15 protein-coding genes and 1 pseudogene are annotated in these 18,710 nt (G+C 70.9%); 13 read left to right on the forward strand and 3 right to left on the reverse strand.

Features of this window, described 5'->3' with window-relative positions; genetic code table 11:
* Positions 1-166 (forward strand): annotated as a pseudogene (locus ACWC94_RS41140) (family 1 glycosylhydrolase); the annotation flags it as partial.
* Positions 167-178: 12 nt separating this feature from the next.
* Here ACWC94_RS41140 and ACWC94_RS41145 read toward each other — a convergent pair.
* Positions 179-1,090: a carbohydrate kinase family protein gene (locus ACWC94_RS41145; protein WP_450802758.1), complete on the reverse strand. Its 912-nt coding sequence runs from the start codon at positions 1,088-1,090 to the stop codon at positions 179-181.
* Positions 1,087-2,217: a LacI family DNA-binding transcriptional regulator gene (locus ACWC94_RS41150; protein WP_450802759.1), complete on the reverse strand. Its 1,131-nt coding sequence runs from the start codon at positions 2,215-2,217 to the stop codon at positions 1,087-1,089. Before ACWC94_RS41150 ends, ACWC94_RS41145 begins: the two co-directional genes overlap by 4 nt.
* A 339-nt stretch (positions 2,218-2,556) precedes the next feature.
* Here ACWC94_RS41150 and ACWC94_RS41155 point away from each other — a divergent pair, with 339 nt between their 5' ends.
* Entirely contained in the window at positions 2,557-2,985 is a 429-nt protein-coding gene (locus tag ACWC94_RS41155) for a Rieske 2Fe-2S domain-containing protein (RefSeq protein WP_450802760.1), read from the forward strand.
* A gap of 269 nt (positions 2,986-3,254) precedes the next feature.
* On the opposite strand, the gene ACWC94_RS41160 is transcribed toward ACWC94_RS41155, so the two are convergent.
* Positions 3,255-4,202, reverse strand: a complete 948-nt coding sequence (locus ACWC94_RS41160) for a hypothetical protein (RefSeq protein ID WP_450802762.1) — start codon at positions 4,200-4,202, stop codon at positions 3,255-3,257.
* A 444-nt stretch (positions 4,203-4,646) separates the two neighbouring features.
* On the opposite strand from ACWC94_RS41160, the gene uvrC reads away from it, so the two are divergent.
* The 11 genes from uvrC (at position 4,647) to ACWC94_RS41215 (ending at position 18,697) form a co-directional block, all read left to right on the forward strand.
* Positions 4,647-6,734, forward strand: a complete 2,088-nt coding sequence (gene uvrC / locus ACWC94_RS41165) for an excinuclease ABC subunit UvrC (RefSeq protein ID WP_450802764.1) — start codon at positions 4,647-4,649, stop codon at positions 6,732-6,734.
* Positions 6,731-7,750: an RNase adapter RapZ gene (gene rapZ, locus ACWC94_RS41170; protein ID WP_450802765.1), complete on the forward strand. Its 1,020-nt coding sequence runs from the start codon at positions 6,731-6,733 to the stop codon at positions 7,748-7,750. Before uvrC ends, rapZ begins: the two co-directional genes overlap by 4 nt.
* Complete coding sequence (locus ACWC94_RS41175; protein WP_450802766.1) at positions 7,747-8,841, forward strand: gluconeogenesis factor YvcK family protein; 1,095 nt, start codon at positions 7,747-7,749, stop codon at positions 8,839-8,841. Before rapZ ends, ACWC94_RS41175 begins: the two co-directional genes overlap by 4 nt.
* Entirely contained in the window at positions 8,832-9,821 is a 990-nt protein-coding gene (gene whiA, locus ACWC94_RS41180; protein WP_450802767.1) for a DNA-binding protein WhiA, read from the forward strand. Before ACWC94_RS41175 ends, whiA begins: the two co-directional genes overlap by 10 nt.
* 151 nt (positions 9,822-9,972) lie before the next feature.
* Complete coding sequence (locus ACWC94_RS41185; RefSeq protein WP_450802769.1) at positions 9,973-12,927, forward strand: M14 family zinc carboxypeptidase; 2,955 nt, start codon at positions 9,973-9,975, stop codon at positions 12,925-12,927.
* A 343-nt stretch (positions 12,928-13,270) separates the two neighbouring features.
* Entirely contained in the window at positions 13,271-14,278 is a 1,008-nt protein-coding gene (gene gap / locus ACWC94_RS41190) for a type I glyceraldehyde-3-phosphate dehydrogenase (RefSeq protein ID WP_450802770.1), read from the forward strand.
* A 131-nt stretch (positions 14,279-14,409) separates the two neighbouring features.
* Positions 14,410-15,621 carry a phosphoglycerate kinase gene (locus tag ACWC94_RS41195; RefSeq protein WP_450802772.1) on the forward strand — a complete coding sequence of 404 codons (1,212 nt, stop codon included), beginning with the start codon at positions 14,410-14,412 and terminating at the stop codon, positions 15,619-15,621.
* Positions 15,622-15,660: 39 nt separating this feature from the next.
* Complete coding sequence (gene tpiA / locus ACWC94_RS41200; RefSeq protein ID WP_450802790.1) at positions 15,661-16,416, forward strand: triose-phosphate isomerase; 756 nt, start codon at positions 15,661-15,663, stop codon at positions 16,414-16,416.
* A gap of 114 nt (positions 16,417-16,530) precedes the next feature.
* Positions 16,531-16,761 carry a preprotein translocase subunit SecG gene (secG, locus tag ACWC94_RS41205; protein ID WP_067125821.1) on the forward strand — a complete coding sequence of 77 codons (231 nt, stop codon included), beginning with the start codon at positions 16,531-16,533 and terminating at the stop codon, positions 16,759-16,761.
* Positions 16,762-16,978: 217 nt separating this feature from the next.
* On the forward strand, positions 16,979-17,314 hold the full coding sequence (locus ACWC94_RS41210) for an RNA polymerase-binding protein RbpA (RefSeq protein ID WP_003957010.1): 336 nt from the start codon (positions 16,979-16,981) through the stop codon (positions 17,312-17,314).
* A gap of 123 nt (positions 17,315-17,437) precedes the next feature.
* On the forward strand, positions 17,438-18,697 hold the full coding sequence (locus tag ACWC94_RS41215; RefSeq protein ID WP_450802773.1) for an MFS transporter: 1,260 nt from the start codon (positions 17,438-17,440) through the stop codon (positions 18,695-18,697).
* Positions 18,698-18,710 lie beyond the last annotated feature (13 nt).

The following is an 18,710-nucleotide window of genomic DNA, read 5'->3' on the forward strand; positions in this document are numbered from 1 at the left end:
CGCTGTCGACCACTACCACCGCTACCGCGACGACGTGGCGCTGATGGCTCAGCTGGGCCTGACCGCGTACCGCTTCTCGGTCTCCTGGTCCCGGGGCCACCCCGGCTCCGAGGTCCGACAGGCCCCCGCACCACGGGTCCGGCCGCACCTTGACAACAGCAGAAAGGAAAAGGGCCGCTCACATGCCACCCAGCTCGGCCGCGTACGGCGGTTCGGCCCCCGCCCGCGAGCAGGTGATCGCCGCCGCGCGTGCCGCGAAGCGCAGCAGCCGCGTCCAGCCCTGAGACCCCAGGGCGGCGAGCGCTTCCTCCGACAGTGCGTCCTGTGCGGCCAGACCGTGCAACAGAGCCGCGTTCACCGTGTCACCGGCGCCGATGGTGTCCACCACGGCGACCTTCGCACCCGGTACGGAGTACTCCCCGCCGTCTCGGGTGAACACGGACAGCCCGTCCCCGCCCCGGGTCACCACGACGGCCGCCGGTCCCGCGGCCAGCCACTCGCGCGGGGTGCCGCCCAGCCACTCTGCGTCCTCTGCGGAGAGCTTCAGCAGTGTCACCGACGGCAGCCAGCTCTTGAAACGCGCGCGGTAGGCGTCCGCGTCCGGGATCAGCCCCGCCCGGATGTTGGGGTCGAGGGCGGTGAACAGCCCCTGCCCGGCCGCCATGCGCATCAGCTCCTCATAGGCGCTCGCTCCGGGTTCCAGGACGAGCGAGCAGGTACCGAAGGACACCGCGCGCGTACCGGCGGGCAGCTCGGTGGGAGTGGTGAACAGACGGTCGGCGGTGCCGTCGACATAGAAGGAGTACGCGGCCGAGCCACCGGCGTCGATCGTGGCCACCGCCAGAGTCGTCGGCTCCGCCCCGCGCTGCACGCCCGACACATCCACCCCCGCCCGCCGCAGCCCGTCGAGCAGGGCCTCACCGAAGGCGTCGTACGACGTCCGGGAACAGAACGCGGTGCGGGAGCCGAGCCGGCCGAGGGCCACGGCGGTGTTGTACGGGCCGCCGCCGAGCGCCGGCTTCAGGTCCGCGAGGGCGCCAGAGCCCTGCGGTACCAGGTCGATCAGTGCCTCACCGGCGACGACGATCACGAGGCGGTTCCCTTCTCCGACGGCGTGGATGACATGGTGTGCCCGGGCTCTTCGGACCGGTCCGGCTCCTCGGGGCAGCCGCAGGACGTGCGGTGGACGAACGCACACGGCAGCCGCGCCGTCCGGGTCGGCCGGCGGGGCTGGTCCAGACGGCCCAGCAGCATCTGCACGGCCTGTGCGCCCAGCTCTCTGCTGGGCTGGGCGATGGCGGTGAGCCGGGGCGAGAACAGGTCGGCCCAGGCGAAGTCGTCGAAACAGCACAGGGCGATGTCGTCCGGGACGGACAGGCCGTGCCGGCGCAGGGCGCGCAGGGCGCCGATGGTCATCGCGTTGTTGGCGGTGACGAGCGCCGTGGGCGGATCGGTCAGGGCGAGCAGGGCGGCCGTGGCCTGTTCGGCACCCGCCGACTCGGAGTTGCCGGGCACGAGGAGCCGTTCGTCGTGGGCCAGGCCGGCGGCGGTGAGGCCGTCCCGGTAGCCGGAGACGCGCTCACCGGTGGTGCTGAGCCCGGGCAGGCCCGCGACCAGGCCGATCCGGCGGTGACCCAGACCGGCGAGATGGGTGACGAGACGGGTGGTCGGTTCGGCGCTCTCGGCGCAGACCTGGTCGTACCAGGGCGCGCCCTCGCCCGGGGCGGCGTCCGCTCCACCGTCGACAGCGGTGCCGTCGAGCACGTCTGTGCCGATCACCCGGTCCAGGAAGACGGTCGGTACGGCGTGGCGGCGGAGGTAGCCGACCAGGTCGTGCGGGTGCGCGGACGGAGTGACGATCATGCCGTCCACCCGGCGTTCGTGGAGGAGCTGCACGACCTTGCGTTCGTGGCCGGGGTCGTCGTGCGGGTCGGCGATGAGCAGGCTGTACCCCGCCTCCAGTGCGGCGGCCTCGACGCCCTGGAGCATCTCCGTGAAGTACGGGTTGCTGATCGCCGACACCGCCAGCCCGATGGAGCGGGTGCGGGAGGTCACCAGGGAGCGGGCCAGGGTGTTGGGGGTGTAGCCGAGGGTGTCGATGGCGTCCAGCACGGCCTGACGGGTGTGGGGCAGAACCGGGCGGGTGCCGTTCAGGACGTGGGAAACGGTCGCCACGGAGACTCCGGCGCTCCGCGCGACGTCCGCCATCGTGGGCATCGCCTTCCCCTTCCTGAGCGGACTGCGCCGACGCGGCGGGACCGATCGCCGCGGACGCATCGAGCGGACGCACTGCATGGACGCACTGCATGGACCGAGCAGAGCCGCGCTGCCGGACCGAACGGCCGCGTGCCCTTCCAGCCGGGACCGTATCCCATCGACCGCGCTCGCGTAAACGCTTGCGTAAGCGTTTACGTCCCTCTCGGCCCGCCAGGATCTCCGAACGCCTCACCGCCGGTCCCGACACCTCGGGCCACAGCCGGGAGGCCCCCGCCCCGAGGCAGGCCCTTCTGCCCGGGTATCGTCGCCCCGCACACCCCTTGAGCAGTGGAGTTCCAGATGCCTGCCCGCCCCTCCGCCAGCCGCCGTACCGTCCTTCGAGGGGCCGCCGTGGCCCCGGTCGCCGGACTCGGTCTGGCGGCGTGCTCGGCGCCGGGACAGGGCAGCACAGCCGCGGCCACCCCGACCGCGCCGGTCGACCTCGGTGCCGAGAGCGAGGTCTCGAAGGGCGGCGCCAAGCTCTACCGGGATCACAACGTGGTCGTCAGCCGCGACGAGAGCGGCGAGCTGACGGCGTACAGCACCATCTGCACACACGCGGGCTGCCCCATCAACAAGCTGCAGGGCACGACGCTGATCTGCCCCTGCCACGGCAGCCAGTTCGATGCCATGACGGGCAAGGTGGTCCAGTCACCGGCCACCGAGCCCCTGGTCAAGCTGTCGGTGAAGACCACGAACGGCAGGATCATCGCCGGCCCGGGAGCCTGACCGGACTGCTCCGGAGCCCCGCTCCGAGGCCCGGCTCCGACACCTGCACACGCGGTCGTCCTGAGCCGCCGCTCAGCCGTCCCGCCCCGCCGCCGCCCAGCACCGCAACCCCATCCGCTGCCCCGCGCCGCCGGTCGGCCCGCCCCTTCCGCCCCACCGCCGAGCCGACACCCCCGCCTTCGGCAGTCCGGCGCGACGGATCTCGGCGCCTCAACAGGTCTTCACCCGGACCCTCAACAGACCCATGACGCGCCATCCTCAAGGTGGCTTCACTCCCACTCCCAGGCAATCCCGACGATCCCCGGACGTATCCGCGGCTCGACCACGTGGACGCAGTGGTGCGGGCCGGTGACCGGCAGGTCGTGCCGGCTGCTGCGCGGGGCCGCCGTCGAGTGCTGGGTGAAGCGGTGGCAGCGCATCGGCAGCGCGGCCGCGTCGAACCGCACCTGGAGGGCGTACTGGCCGCCGGCGAAGCCGAAGTGGTGGAGGTACTCGCGGGAGGCCCCGGCGGTGCCGTCCTCGATGCCGTACCGGAAGAGGAAGGTGTCCCCGGAACGCAGCCGGGTGCCGAAGAGCAGCTCCGCCACCAGTACGCCGGTGTCCTGGTCCCAGCGGACCCGTCCCGTGCGGCAGTTCTCCAGGGCCCGCACCGTGATGTCGTGCAGGCGGCAGCCGGGGTCGCCGTGATGCACGGCGAGGAAGCGGTCGACGCCGTCGCGGTGGGCCCGCACGATGTGGTGGGCCTCGCGCCCCGCCAGCTCCCGCCGGGCGCCGATGCGGACGCACTCGTGGTGGCCCAGGGTGCGCAGCCCGCCGTCGAGGGACCAGCCCAGATCGGCCCGGAGCCGGTCCAGCACGTCCGAGGCCTCGATCAGGGAGCGGTAGGAGCGCACGGCCGGGTGGCCGGCCACCGCGCGCTCGTCGGCCTCGGCGAGCAGCCGGATCAGCGACTCGTCCGGCAGGTGGAGGATCTCCTCCAGCGCCCGTACCGCGCGCAACGACTCCGGGCGCTGCGGGCGGCGGGCGCCCTGTTGCCAGTAACTCAGGCTGGTGACGCCGACCTTCACCCCGTGGCGGGACAGATGGTGCTGGACGCGCTGGAGCGGCAGCCCTCGTGCGGCGATCGCGGCGCGCAGCGCCACATGGAAGGGGCCGCCCCGCAGGGCCGTGTCCAGCTCCGCGAGGGGCAGGTGCGCGTGCTCCGTGGCATGCCGCATGCCGGGGCGCCTTTCTGTGAGGTGTCACTACGGCTGGTCAGACCGTCTGAGCGGGTGCGCGGGGCCGCCCCCGTGGGCGCCGGTGGACGCCGTGACTGCGCACGCCGCGCCCGTACGCGGGCGTGCGCGGCCCCGAGTTCCCCCGCATTGAAGCGTGTTGACCAGACCCCGACAACACCTCGAACCCGCCACGGCCGCGGCCGGCCGGGTTCGCGCGACCGGAGCAGAGTCGCCGGATACGAGCCGCGCCCCCCCGTGCGGCGCCCAGTGGGGCGATCGGCACACGACGAGGACCTGGTCGTTCACCGGTGTCCGGATCGTCCGGCACATGATCGGTACGAGCCTGCCCCCGGCAGACCCGGCATGTGGACGGCCGAGCGGCACGCGGCCGGCGTTGTCCACAGGCCCGACGCGGTGTCGGTGCTCGCCAGTAGGGTGTGAGACATGGCCGACCCCTCCAGCTACCGCCCCAGGCCGGGTGAGATCCCGGACTCTCCCGGGGTGTACAGGTTCCGTGACGAGCACCGCCGGGTGATCTACGTCGGAAAGGCGAAAAGCCTGCGCCAGCGCCTGGCGAACTACTTCCAGGACCTGGCGAACCTGCACCCGCGCACCCGGACGATGGTGACCACCGCCGCGTCCGTGGAGTGGACCGTGGTGTCCACGGAGGTCGAGGCCCTCCAGCTGGAGTACTCCTGGATCAAGGAGTACGACCCCCGGTTCAACGTCAAGTACCGCGACGACAAGAGCTACCCGTACCTCGCGGTGACGATGAACGAGGAGTTCCCGCGCGTGCAGGTGATGCGCGGTCACAAGAAGAAGGGCGTCCGGTACTTCGGGCCGTACGGCCACGCGTGGGCCATCCGGGACACCGTCGACCTGCTGCTGCGCGTCTTCCCGGTGCGCACCTGCTCGGCCGGCGTGTTCAAGAACGCCGCCCGTACGGGCCGCCCCTGCCTGCTCGGCTACATCGGCAAGTGCTCCGCCCCCTGCGTCGGCCGGATCGGCCCCGAGGACCACCAGGAGCTGGCCGGGGACTTCTGTGACTTCATGGCCGGTCGCACCGGCACCTACCTCCGCCGTCTGGAGAAGCAGATGATGGAGGCGGCCGAGGAGATGGAGTACGAGCGGGCCGCCCGGTTGCGCGACGACATCGAGGCCCTGAAGAAGGCCATGGAGAAGAACGCCGTCGTGCTCGCCGACGCGACCGACGCCGACCTCATCGCCGTCGCCGAGGACGAGCTGGAGGCGGCCGTGCAGATCTTCCATGTGCGCGGCGGCCGGGTGCGCGGCCAGCGCGGCTGGGTGACCGACAAGGTCGAGGAGATCACCACCGGCGCCCTGGTCGAGCACGCCCTGCAGCAGCTCTACGGCGAGGAGACCGGCGACGCGGTCCCCAAGGAGGTCCTGGTCCCGGCGCTGCCCGAGCCGGTCGAGCCGGTCCAGGAGTGGCTGACCGGCCGCCGCGGGGCGAACGTCTCCCTGCGCATACCGCAGCGCGGCGACAAGAAGGCGCTGATGGAGACCGTGCAGCGCAACGCCCAGCAGGCTCTCGCGCTGCACAAGACCAAGCGTGCCTCCGACCTGACCACGCGCTCGCGTGCCCTGGAGGAGATCGCCGACGCCCTCGACCTGGACAGCGCGCCGCTGCGGATCGAGTGCTACGACATCTCGCATCTGCAGGGGGACGACGTGGTCGCCTCCATGGTCGTCTTCGAGGACGGCCTGCAGCGCAAGGGTGAGTACCGCCGCTTCCAGATCAAGGGCTTCGCGGGCCAGGACGACGTCCGCTCCATGCACGAGGTGATCACCCGCCGCTTCCGGCGTTACCTCGCCGAGAAGGAGAAGACGGGGGAGTGGGCCGACGGCGAGGAGATCCCCGTAAACGGCGAGAGCGCCCTTCCCGACGGCGAGCCGCTCGCCGGCTCGCTGAAGGACGACGACGGCCGTCCCAGGAAGTTCGCCTACCCGCCGCAGCTGGTCGTCGTGGACGGCGGTCAGCCGCAGGTCGCCGCGGCCCGGCGTGCCCTGGACGAGCTCGGCATCGACGACATCGCCGTCTGCGGCCTCGCCAAGCGGCTGGAGGAGGTCTGGGTCCCGGGAGAGGACGACCCGGTGGTCCTGCCGCGGACCAGCGAGGGCCTGTATCTGCTCCAGCGCGTGCGGGACGAGGCCCACCGCTTCGCGATCACCTACCAGCGCACCAAGCGTGCCAAGCGCTTCCGGGCAAGCCCCCTGGACGACGTCCCCGGTCTCGGCGAGACCCGCAAGCAGGCGCTCATCAAGCATTTCGGCTCGGTGAAGAAGCTGCGGTCCGCGACAATCGAGCAGATCCAGGAGGTGCCCGGGATAGGCCGGAAGACGGCCGAGACGATCGCCGTGGCCCTCGCCCAGGCGGCTCCGGCCGCACCCGCCGTGAACACGGCGACTGGAGAGATCATTGATGATGAGGAACCCGATACGACGGCGGGTTCCTCGGGGGAGCCCGTAACCGCGGGCCTCCCGGACGAACGACGGGGGCAGGAGACATGACCGAGCACGATGCACAGCCCACAGCGGAGCGAGATCCGGCCCACGAGGAAGCGGAGCGGGACCAGCCACCGCCCGCGGCCGGCGAGCAGCCCGCGGCGCAGGGAAACGGAGCACAGGTGAGCACGGACGGCACGCCCGCCCAGGCCCCCGAAGCGGCCATCCCCGAGCTGGTGATCATCTCCGGCATGTCCGGAGCGGGACGGTCGACGGCGGCGAAGTGTCTGGAGGACCTCGGCTGGTTCGTCGTGGACAACCTCCCGCCCGCCCTCATCCCCACCATGGTGGAGCTGGGCGCCCGCTCGCAGGGCAACGTGGCCCGGATCGCGGTCGTCGTGGACGTGCGGGGCCGGCGCTTCTTCGACAATCTGCGCGAATCCCTCGCCGATCTGGACACCCGGGGCGTCACCCGGCGCATCGTCTTCCTCGAGTCCTCCGACGACGCCCTGGTGCGCCGCTTCGAGTCGGTGCGCCGCCCGCACCCCCTGCAGGGCGACGGCCGCATCGTCGACGGCATCGCCGCCGAGCGGGAGCTGCTGCGCGAGCTGCGCGGCGACGCCGACCTGGTGATCGACACCTCCAGCCTGAACGTGCACGAGCTGCGCGCCAAGATGGACGCCCAGTTCGCAGGCGAGGAGGAGCCCGAGCTGCGGGCCACCGTGATGTCCTTCGGCTTCAAGTACGGCCTGCCCGTCGATGCCGACCTGGTCGCGGACATGCGGTTCCTGCCCAACCCGCACTGGGTCCCGGAGCTGCGCCCGTACACCGGCCTCAACGAGGAGGTCGCCGCGTATGTCTTCAACCAGCCCGGCGCGAAGGAGTTCCTCGACCGGTACGCCGAACTGCTGCGGCTCATCGCGGCCGGTTACCGGCGTGAGGGGAAGCGGTATGTGACCATCGCCATCGGCTGTACCGGCGGCAAGCACCGCTCGGTCGCGATGTCGGAGAAGCTCGCCGCGCGCCTCGCGGCCGAGGGTGTGGAGACGGTGGTCGTCCACCGGGACATGGGACGGGAATGACGGAACGTACACGGCGGCTCAGCCGGCTGCGCAGGATGGTGCCGGAGGGACGCGCGAGCCGTGCGGCCGCCGAGTCCCGGCCGGCCCGTCCCGCCGAGGCCCGCGGCGGCCGGCCCCGCCGCCGGGGCGCACAGCCCAAGGTGGTCGCGCTCGGGGGCGGCATGGGCCTGTCCGCCTCGCTCGCCGCACTGCGCCGGATCACTGGTGACCTCACCGCCGTCGTCACCGTGGCCGACGACGGCGGCTCCAGCGGCCGGCTGCGCGACGAGCTGGGCGTGCTGCCGCCCGGCGACCTGCGCAAGGCGCTGGCCGCGCTGTGCGGTGACGACGACTGGGGCCAGACCTGGGCCCGGGTCATCCAGCACCGCTTCCAGTCCCAGGGCGATCTGCACGAGCACGCGGTCGGCAATCTGCTGATCGTCGCCCTGTGGGAGCAGCTCGGGGACCATGTGCAGGCGCTGGACCTGGTCGGCAAGCTGCTCGGCGCGCACGGGCGCGTGCTGCCCATGTCCGCCGTACCGCTGGAGCTGCAGGCCCTGGTCAGGGGGCACGATCCGGAGCGCCCGGACGACGTGGACACCGTGCGCGGGCAGGCGACGGTCGCGCTGACGCCCGGCGAGGTCCAGTCGGTGCACCTGGTGCCGCACGACCCGCCGGCCGTGCCCGAGGCCGTGGCGGCGGTCCTGGACGCGGACTGGGTGGTGCTCGGCCCCGGCTCCTGGTTCTCCTCGGTGATCCCGCACCTGCTCGTTCCCGAGCTGCTGGACGCCCTCACGCAGACCAAGGCGCGCAAGGTGCTGTCCCTGAACCTCGCCCCGCAGCCGGGAGAAACCGAGGGCTTCTCCCCGCAGCGTCATTTGGAGGTTTTGGGGCGACACGCCCCTAAACTCGCCCTGGACGTGGTGCTGGCCGACGAGGCTGCCGTGCCCGACCGCGACTCGCTCACCGAGGCCGCCAAACGGCTGGGAGCCGCGATCGAGCTGGCACCGGTGGCCCGGACCGATGGATCACCCCGGCACGATCCGGAGCTGTTGGCCGCCGCGTACGACCGTATTTTTCGGATGCATGGAAGGATCGGCCCATGGCGATGACGGCAGCGGTGAAGGACGAGATCTCTCGGCTCCCCGTCACCCGGACCTGCTGCAGGAAGGCGGAGGTTTCCGCCATTCTGCGGTTCGCCGGCGGCCTTCACCTGGTGAGCGGGCGCATCGTGATCGAGGCGGAGCTGGACACCGCGATGGCGGCCCGCCGTCTCAAGCGGGACATCCTGGAGATCTTCGGCCACAGCTCCGAGCTGATCGTGATGGCGCCCGGCGGTCTGCGCCGCGGCTCGCGGTACGTCGTCCGGGTCGTCGCGGGTGGTGACCAGCTGGCCCGCCAGACCGGTCTCGTGGACGGCCGGGGCCGGCCGATCCGCGGCCTGCCCCCGCAGGTGGTCTCCGGGGCCACCTGTGACGCCGAGGCCGCGTGGCGCGGCGCCTTCCTGGCACACGGATCGCTGACCGAGCCCGGTCGTTCCTCCTCCCTGGAGGTGACCTGCCCGGGTCCGGAGGCCGCGCTCGCGCTGGTCGGTGCCGCCCGTCGGCTGTCCATCGCGGCCAAGGCGCGCGAGGTGCGGACGGTGGACCGGGTCGTCGTGCGGGACGGTGACGCGATCGGGGCGCTGCTGACCCGGCTCGGTGCGCACGAGTCCGTGCTGGCCTGGGAGGAGCGCCGGATGCGCCGCGAGGTGCGGGCCACCGCCAACCGGCTCGCCAACTTCGACGACGCCAACCTGCGCCGTTCGGCCCGTGCCGCCGTGGCCGCCGGAGCCCGCGTCCAGCGGGCGCTGGAGATCCTCGCTGACGAGGTCCCCGAGCACCTCGCTGCGGCGGGCCGGCTGCGCATGGAGCACAAGCAGGCCTCCCTGGAGGAACTGGGCGCGCTCGCCGACCCGCCGCTGACCAAGGACGCGGTCGCGGGCCGTATCCGCCGTCTGCTGGCGATGGCCGACAAGCGCGCCGCCGACCTGGGCATCCCGGGTACGGAGGCGAACCTCACCGAGGAGCTGGCGGACAACCTGGCCGGCTGACCGACGCCGTTCGAAGTCGCCGGTGCCGTACGCCCGTTCGGGTGGTCGGCACCGGCGTTGCGTGTCCGTGAAGCGCTCTTGACTCGATCATGAGGTGACATGAGCCTGGCAACCTGTTCGCCGCTGTGGCGGACCACCGCTAGGGGGGTTCATGAGACACAGAGCGAAATCGATCCTCGCTGTCGGCGCGCTTCTCATCGGCGGAGCGAGCCTCGCACCCCACGCCCAGGCCCGGAGCGGTGACCCGGCGACGTCCGGCTCGGACGAGGTCAGGGTCTACCGCGCCGACGTCACCCCGCAGCAGATCCCTCTGCTCCTGCGGGCCGGACAGGACGGGCAGGAACTCGGCGAGCAGGTCACCGGACCCGGGAAGACCGAGGTCGAGGTCTACCTCACCGGCAAGCAGGCGGCGAGCCTGCGGAAGGAGGGAGTCGACCTCACCGAGCACACCCTGTCGGCGCGTGCGCGTGCGCGCGTCACGACCGCGTCGCAGGGCGTCTTCCGCCCGTACGGCGGCAGTGGCGGACTGAAGGAGGAGATCCTGCGGACCGCCCGGGCCAACCCCGGCCTGACGAAGGTCGAGTCCATCGGAAGGACGATCGACGGCCAGGACATCCTCGCCCTCAAACTCACCAGGAACGCCCGCAAGACGAAGGACGGCTCCAGGCCGTCCGTGCTGTACCTGTCCAACCAGCACGCACGTGAGTGGATCACGCCGGAGATGACCCGGCGTCTGATGCACTACTACCTGGACCACTACCGGACGGACAGACGGATTCGGAAGATCGTCGACTCGACGGAGCTGTGGTTCGTCATCTCGGCCAACCCCGACGGCTACGACTACACGTTCAAGAACGCCGGAACCCGTCTGTGGCGCAAGAACCTGCGGGACGTCAACGGCGACGGTGTCATCGGCGCGGGCGACGGGGTCGACCTCAACCGCAACTTCCCCTACCGGTGGGGCTATGACGACGAGGGGTCGTCCCCCAACGCCACCAGCGAGACCTACCGCGGCGCGAGCCCCGCGTCGGAGCCCGAGACCAAGGCGCTGGACGGCTTCGAGAAACGCGTCGGGTTCAGATACGCCGTCAACTACCACTCCGCCGCCGAGCTGCTTCTGTACGGCGTCGGCTGGCAGGTCGCCACACCGAGCCCCGACGACGTGCTCTACAAGGCGCTCGCCGGCACCCCGGACAACCCGGCCGTTCCCGGCTACCACTCGCAGCTCTCCTCGGAGCTGTACACCACCAACGGCGAGGCGGACGGGCACGCGTCGAACGTGGACGGCGTCGCGATGTTCACCCCGGAGATGTCGACCTGCCAGAGCGCGTCGAACGTCGACCCGAACGACGCCTGGAAACCCGAGGACTGCCCGTCGCAGTTCAGCTTCCCCGACGACGAGAAGCTGATCCAGCAGGAGTTTGCCAAGAACATCCCGTTCGCGCTCTCCGTCGCCGAGACCGCCGTACACCCGGACCGGCCTGCCTCCTCGGTCGGGCTGAGCGCGGCCGACTTCACTCCGGCCGCGTTCTCCACGTCGTACTCCCGGGGCACGGACCAGGAGGTCTCCGTGGTCGCCCGCAAGGCGGTCCGCGACAAGGAACTGAAGTACCGCGTCAACGGCGGCCGCGTCCTCGACCGGGCGCTGCGGCGCTGGAAGGGCGGCACGACCTACGGCGGCGCGGACGACCTGTACTTCGACGAGTACCGGGCCGAGGTGCACGGCGGCGAGCCGGGCGACAAGGTCGAGGTGTGGTTCACGGGCGAGACGAAGAGCGGCGAGAGGGTCTCCAGCTCCCCCTTCACGTACACCGTCGCCGAGCGTCCCGGGGCCGACACGCTCGTCGTCGCCGAGGAGGGGACGACGGCCACGCAGGCGCAGAAGTACGTCGACGCGCTCAAGGCGGCCGGCCACCGGGCGATCGTGTGGGACGTGGCCACGCAAGGAGCGCCGGACGCGCTCGGCGTGCTGAAGCACTTCAGGACGGTCGTGCACTACTCCGGCGCGAACGGTCCCGGAAACGCCACCCAGCTGCAGCTGCGCGCCTACCTCAACGAGGGCGGCAGACTGATCGAGGCCGGTGAGCTGGCCGGCGGCAGCGTCAGACTCGGCGACGGCAGCCTCTCGGACGACTTCAGTCAGTACTACCTGGGCGCCTACAGCCGCACGTCGGCCAAGGGGGCCACCGGCTTCACCGGCTCCGGCGCCCTGGCCGGTTACACCGCCGCCCTCGGTGACGCGCCCGGCAACCCGCTCGACAGGGCCGGCACCTACGGGGTGACCTCCGACGAGCTTCCGGTGGCCAGGTACCCGCAGTTCAAGAGCGCGGGGGCGGGCCGGTTCGCCGGGGCCGTCAACCCCTACGGGCCGTACTCCGGTTCGTACATGGCCGCCGCCGTGCACACCGACGACGCCTACAAGCGCCTCACCCGCACCATCGACCTCACCGGCGTCGGCGCAGCCGACAAGCCGGCCCTGACCACCCGGCTGCTGTGGGACACCGAGCCGGGCTACGACCACGCGGTGATCGAGGCGCACACCGTGGGCGCGGACGACTGGACGACCCTGCCGGAGGCAGGCGGCGCCACCGGTACGGCCGTGCCGTCCGACTGCGGGGGCGGGTACCTGATCGCCGAGCATCCATGGCTGAAGCACTACCTGACGCTCGCGGACAAGGTCTGCACCGCGAGGGGCACCACCGGCTCGTGGAACAGCCTCACCGGCGGCTCCGGTGGCTGGCAGCGGCTCACCTTCGACCTGAGCGCCTACGCGGGGAAGTCCGTCGAGGTCTCGATCAGCTACATCACCGACCCCGGCACCGGCGGACACGGAGTCCTCGCCGACGACGCCTCGCTCGTGGTGGGCGGGACGGCGAAGGAGACCGAGGGCTTCGAGTCGTCGCTGGGCGCCTGGCACGTGACCGGACCGCCCGCGGGCAGTCCGGCCGTCGTGAAGGACTGGGCGCGCACCGGGACGCTCTTCCAGACCTACGGAGCGGTCACCACGCACGACACCGTGCTGCTCGGTTTCGGCCTGGAACAGGTGTCGTCGGCGGCCGATCGGGCAGCCCTGGTGAGGAAGGCGTTCACGGCGCTCGGCGCGTGAGGGCCGCCACGTTGACAGATCCCGCTCGCCTTGTTCCAACAGGTGAGCGGGAGCCCTCTCAACGGTGCGCGGAAGGGGGTCTGATCAAGTGAGCCGACCCGCTCACGAACGAGTGAAGACAGCGCAAAAACCGCCCGGCATTCCATGCAAAATACGGGTGAATCCACCGCCGTTCCGGGGTGGTCCGTACCCCTACTGGCGGGTAAGGAACGCCTGCCCGTGTATGCGCCATCTCGATGTCACTCCGGGGCCCTCCGGGAGGTAGGGTCGGTGGTGGTCGGGGACATCCCAAACAGAGCTCGCCGGCACCGCATGGCCGGCGTACCAACGAGGAGATCGGTTCGTGACGATCCGCGTAGGCATCAACGGCTTCGGCCGCATCGGTCGTAACTACTTCCGCGCGCTGCTGGAGCAGGGTGCGGACATCGAGGTTGTGGCTGTCAACGACCTGGGTGACACCGCTACCACCGCTCACCTGCTCAAGTACGACACGATCCTGGGTCGCCTCAAGCAGGAGGTCTCCCACACCGCCGACACCATCACCGTGGACGGCCACACCATCAAGGTGCTGTCCGAGCGCAACCCGGCCGACATCCCCTGGGGCGAGCTGGGCGTCGACATCGTCATCGAGTCGACCGGCATCTTCACGAAGAAGGAGGACGCCGCCAAGCACCTCGCGGGCGGCGCCAAGAAGGTCCTGATCTCGGCTCCGGCCAAGGACGAGGACATCACCATCGTGATGGGCGTCAACCAGGACAAGTACGACCCGGCGAACCACCACGTCATCTCCAACGCCTCCTGCACCACCAACTGTGTGGCGCCGATGGCGAAGGTCCTCGACGAGAACTTCGGCATCGTCAAGGGCCTGATGACGACGGTGCACGCGTACACGAACGACCAGCGCATCCTGGACTTCCCGCACAAGGACCTGCGCCGCGCCCGTGCCGCCGCCGAGAACATCATCCCGACCACCACCGGTGCCGCCAAGGCCACCGCCCTGGTCCTGCCGCAGCTCAAGGGCAAGCTGGACGGCATCGCCATGCGCGTCCCGGTCCCGACCGGCTCGGTCACCGACCTCGTCGTCGAGCTCGGCCGCGAGGTCACCAAGGAAGAGGTCAACGCCGCCTTCCAGAAGGCCGCCGAGGGCGAGCTGAAGGGCCTCCTCGACTACACCGAGGACCAGATCGTCTCCTCGGACATCGTCAACGCCCCGGCGTCCTGCACCTTCGACTCCTCCCTGACCATGGTCCAGGAGGGCAAGAACGTGAAGGTCATCGGCTGGTACGACAACGAGTGGGGCTACTCCAACCGCCTCGTCGACCTCACCGTCTTCGTCGGCAACCAGCTCTGATCGCAGCAGGACCTCGCAGTGAGACCAGGGCCCGGACAGCGCATCGCCGCGCTGTCCGGGCCCTGTCCCGCGTACGGACCACGTCCTTCTACGATCAGGTGCACCACGAGCCCTCCCCAGGAGTCCACTCAATGAAGACGATCGACGAACTTCTCGCCGCCGGCGTGAGCGGCAAGCGGGTCTTCGTCCGCGCCGACCTCAACGTGCCGCTGGCAAGCAGCACCATCACCGACGACGGCCGTATCCGTGCCGTCCTGCCCACCGTCAAGGCACTCGCGGACGCGGGCGCCAAGGTGGTCGTCGCCTCGCACCTGGGCCGCCCCAAGGGTGCCCCGGACCCCGCCTTCTCCCTCGCTCCGGCCGCCTCCCGCCTGGGTGAACTCCTCGGCTCCGCCGTGGCCTTCGCGACCGACACCGTCGGCCGGTCCGCCCAGGACACGGTCGCGGGTCTCGTCGACGGCCACGTCGCCGTCCTGGAGAACCTGCGCTTCAACCCCGGTGAGACCAGCAAGGACGACGCCGAGCGCGGCGCCTTCGCCGACCAGCTGGCCGCCCTCGCCGACGTCTACGTCGGTGACGGCTTCGGCGCCGTGCACCGGCGGCACGCCTCGGTCTACGACCTGGCGAAGAAGCTGCCGCACTACGCCGGCTACCTCATCGCCACCGAGGTCGGCGTCCTCAAGCAGCTCACCGAGGACGTCAAGCGCCCCTACGTGGTCGCGCTCGGCGGCGCCAAGGTCTCCGACAAGCTCGCCGTCATCGACCAGCTGCTCGGCAAGGCCGACCGGCTGCTCATCGGCGGCGGCATGGCCTACACCTTCCTCAAGGCCAAGGGTTACGAGGTCGGCATCTCCCTCCTGCAGGAGGACCAGATCCCGGCCGTCACCGAGTACATGCAGCGCGCCGAGAAGCAGGGCGTCGAGCTGGTACTCCCCGTCGACGTCCTGGTCTCCCGGGAGTTCCCCGACCTGAAGACCAAGGCACCGGCCGACTACACCGTGGTCGACGCGGACAAGATCCCCGCCGACCAGGAGGGCCTGGACATCGGCCCCAAGACCCGAGCGCTGTACGCCTCGAAGCTCGCCGACGCCGAGACCGTGTTCTGGAACGGTCCCATGGGCGTCTTCGAGCACCCCGACTACGCCGAGGGCACCAAGGCGGTCGCCCAGGCCCTCGTCGACTCGAACGGCTTCACCGTCGTCGGCGGCGGTGACTCCGCCGCGGCCGTGCGTACGCTCGGCTTCGACGAGAACGCATTCGGCCACATCTCGACCGGTGGCGGCGCCTCCCTCGAATACCTCGAGGGCAAGACGCTCCCCGGCCTCGCCGCACTGGAGGACTGACCCTTGGCAGCATCGATTTCTTCTGGCCGCACGCCGATCATGGCGGGCAACTGGAAGATGAACCTCAACCACCTCGAGGCCATCGCGCACGTCCAGAAGCTCGCCTTCGCCCTGGCCGACAAGGACTACGAGGCCGTCGAGGTCGCCGTCCTGCCGCCCTTCACCGACCTGCGCTCCGTGCAGACCCTGGTCGACGGCGACAAGCTCAAGATCAAGTACGGCTCCCAGGACATCTCGCAGCACGACTCCGGCGCCTACACCGGTGAGATCTCCGGCCCGATGCTGGCCAAGCTGAAGTGCACCTACGTGGTCATCGGCCACTCCGAGCGCCGCCAGTACCACAACGAGACCGACGAGCTCGTGAACGCCAAGGTCAAGGCCGCCTACAAGCACGGCCTGACCCCGATCCTGTGCGTCGGCGAGGAGCTGGACGTCCGCGAGGCGGGCAACCACGTCACCCACACCCTCACCCAGGTCGAGGGCGGTCTGAAGGACCTCCCGGCCGAGCAGGCCGAGACCGTCGTGATCGCCTACGAGCCCGTGTGGGCCATCGGCACCGGCAAGGTCTGCGGCGCCGGGGACGCCCAGGAGGTCTGCGCCGCCATCCGGGCCAAGATCGCCGAGCTGTACTCCCAGGACGTGGCCGACAAGGTCCGCATCCAGTACGGCGGCTCCGTGAAGTCGGGCAACGTCGCCGAGATCATGGCGCAGGCCGACATCGACGGCGCCCTGGTCGGCGGTGCCTCGCTGGACGCCGACGAGTTCGTCAAGATCGTGCGCTTCCGCGATCAGTGACACGAGCGGTGAGTAGGCGGTAGCGGCGATACGTCGTACCCTTGCGGGGGCACAGCCGGGATGCTGTGCCCCCGTCGTCCATCCGAATCCGAGGAAGTTGGTCCAGCCGTGGTTTTGGGGTTCTCGATCGCCCTGATCGTCTTCAGCCTGCTGCTGATGCTGCTGGTGCTGATGCACAAGGGGAAGGGCGGCGGCCTCTCCGACATGTTCGGTGGCGGCATGCAGTCCTCCGTCGGCGGCTCCTCGGTCGCCGAGCGCAACCTGGACCGGATCACCATCGTGATCGGTGTGCTGTGGTTCGCGTGCATCATCGTCCTCGGCATCCTGATGAAGACGAACAGCTGACACCCGCGCAGCACACATATCACGCATATTCGGTATGTAAGGCCCCATGTTCGGTACGCGCTCCTGAGCGCGGCCTATCATGGGGCTTGCGTCTATGAGCGGGGACCTTGTAACTCCAATCACTGGACGCGCGTTGGGCCTTACGTAGACTGAGGCGCTCGCAGCGAAGCGAAACGCCGACTCACTTCGCGGCACCATCACGCAGGGAGTTACGACCGTGGCAAGTGGCAACGCGATCCGTGGAAGCCGGGTCGGGGCGGGGCCGATGGGCGAGGCCGAGCGCGGCGAGTCCGCGCCGCGTCTGCGCATCTCCTTCTGGTGCTCCAACGGGCACGAGACGCAGCCGAGCTTCGCCAGCGACGCGCAGGTTCCCGACACCTGGGACTGCCCGCGCTGCGGCTTCCCGGCCGGCCAGGACCGGGACAACCCGCCGGACCCGCCCCGCACCGAGCCGTACAAGACGCACCTCGCGTACGTACGGGAGCGGCGCAGCGACGCGGACGGCGAGGCGATCCTCGCCGAGGCGCTCGCCAAACTGCGGGGCGAGATCTAACACTTGACACCGGCCGGGCACCTCCAGGTGCCTGGCCGGAGCCGTCTTGGCCCGCGCGGCCGGCCCGTTGTCAGTGGCACCCTCTACGGTTTTTCGTGAAGGCGAGAACCGCGAGGGGGAGTTGTGACGTCGGTCGGGACGGGGGAGAGGCATGCGCCCGCGTGGCGCGGAGGGTTCGGGCGGCTGTGGAGCGCCGCCGTGCTGTCCAGCTTCGGTGACGCACTGCGCACGGCCGCGCTGCCCCTGCTCGCGGCCTCGCTGACCGACCGGCCCCTGCTCATCGCCTCCTGCGGCTACCTGCCCTGGCTCGTCTTCGGGCTGCTCGGCGGAGCAGTCGCCGACCGGGTGGACCAGCGGCGCGCGATGTGGACCGTGGACGCCGTACGCGGTCTGCTCCTGGGTTCGTTCGCGGTGGCCGTCGCCCTGGGCCACGCCTCGATCGCCCTGCTCATCGCCCTGGCCTTCACTCTGACCACGCTCCAGACGCTGTTCGACAACGCCGCCACGGCCCTGTTGCCTGCCCTGGTGGACCGGCAGGCGCTCGGCAGTGCCCACACCCGGCTGATGACGGGGCAGAGGATCGCCGGTGGTCTGCTGGGCGCACCGGTCGTGCCGGTGCTGATCGCCGCCGGTGCGGCCGTCCCCTTCGCGGCCGACGCCCTCACGTTCCTCGTGGCCGCCGTGCTGGTCGCCTCCCTTGGGACCGACGCGTCCCAGCGCGCGGTGAGACCGGCGGGCAGCACCCTGCGCCGGGAGATCGCCGCCGGGCTGCGCGCCCTGGGGAGCGACCGGGCCCTGCGCGGGCTGTGCGCCGCCACGGCCCTGTGCAACATCGGCATGGGCGCCCTGATCGCCACCCTGGTGGTCCTCGTGACCGGCTGGCTGGACGCGGGTACGACCGGGTACGCGGCGGCCGCTACCGCGTACACCGTGGGCGGTCTGACCGGCGGCGTGCTGAACCGGTGGACCACGGCCGCGCTCGGCGGCATGCGGACCGTCCTGCTCGCCGGCACCGTGCAGATCGGCGCGCTCGTCGTGATGGGCACCGTGCGCAGCCTGACCGCCACGGTGGCCGCGCTCGCCGTCTTCGGCTGCATGGGCATGCTGTGGAACGTCAACACGACGACCCTGATGCAGCAGCGCACCCCCGCCGACATGCTCGGCCGGGTCGGCTCCGCCTTCCGCACCCTCGCCGTCGCCGGGGCCCCGCTGGGTGCCCTGCTCGGCGGCGCCGTGGCCACGGCCTGGGGGCGGAACACCCCGGCCCTGCTCACGGCCGTCTTCTTCGTCCTGTCCGTCACCGCGCTGATACCGGCCCGCAAGCCGGACGTACCTGTTGTTGCGCTGGACGACGGCGTCACGACGGCTCGTGCCGCGCGGTGATCAATTAGGTTGG

The organism is Streptomyces sp. NPDC001135, from assembly GCF_053598395.1.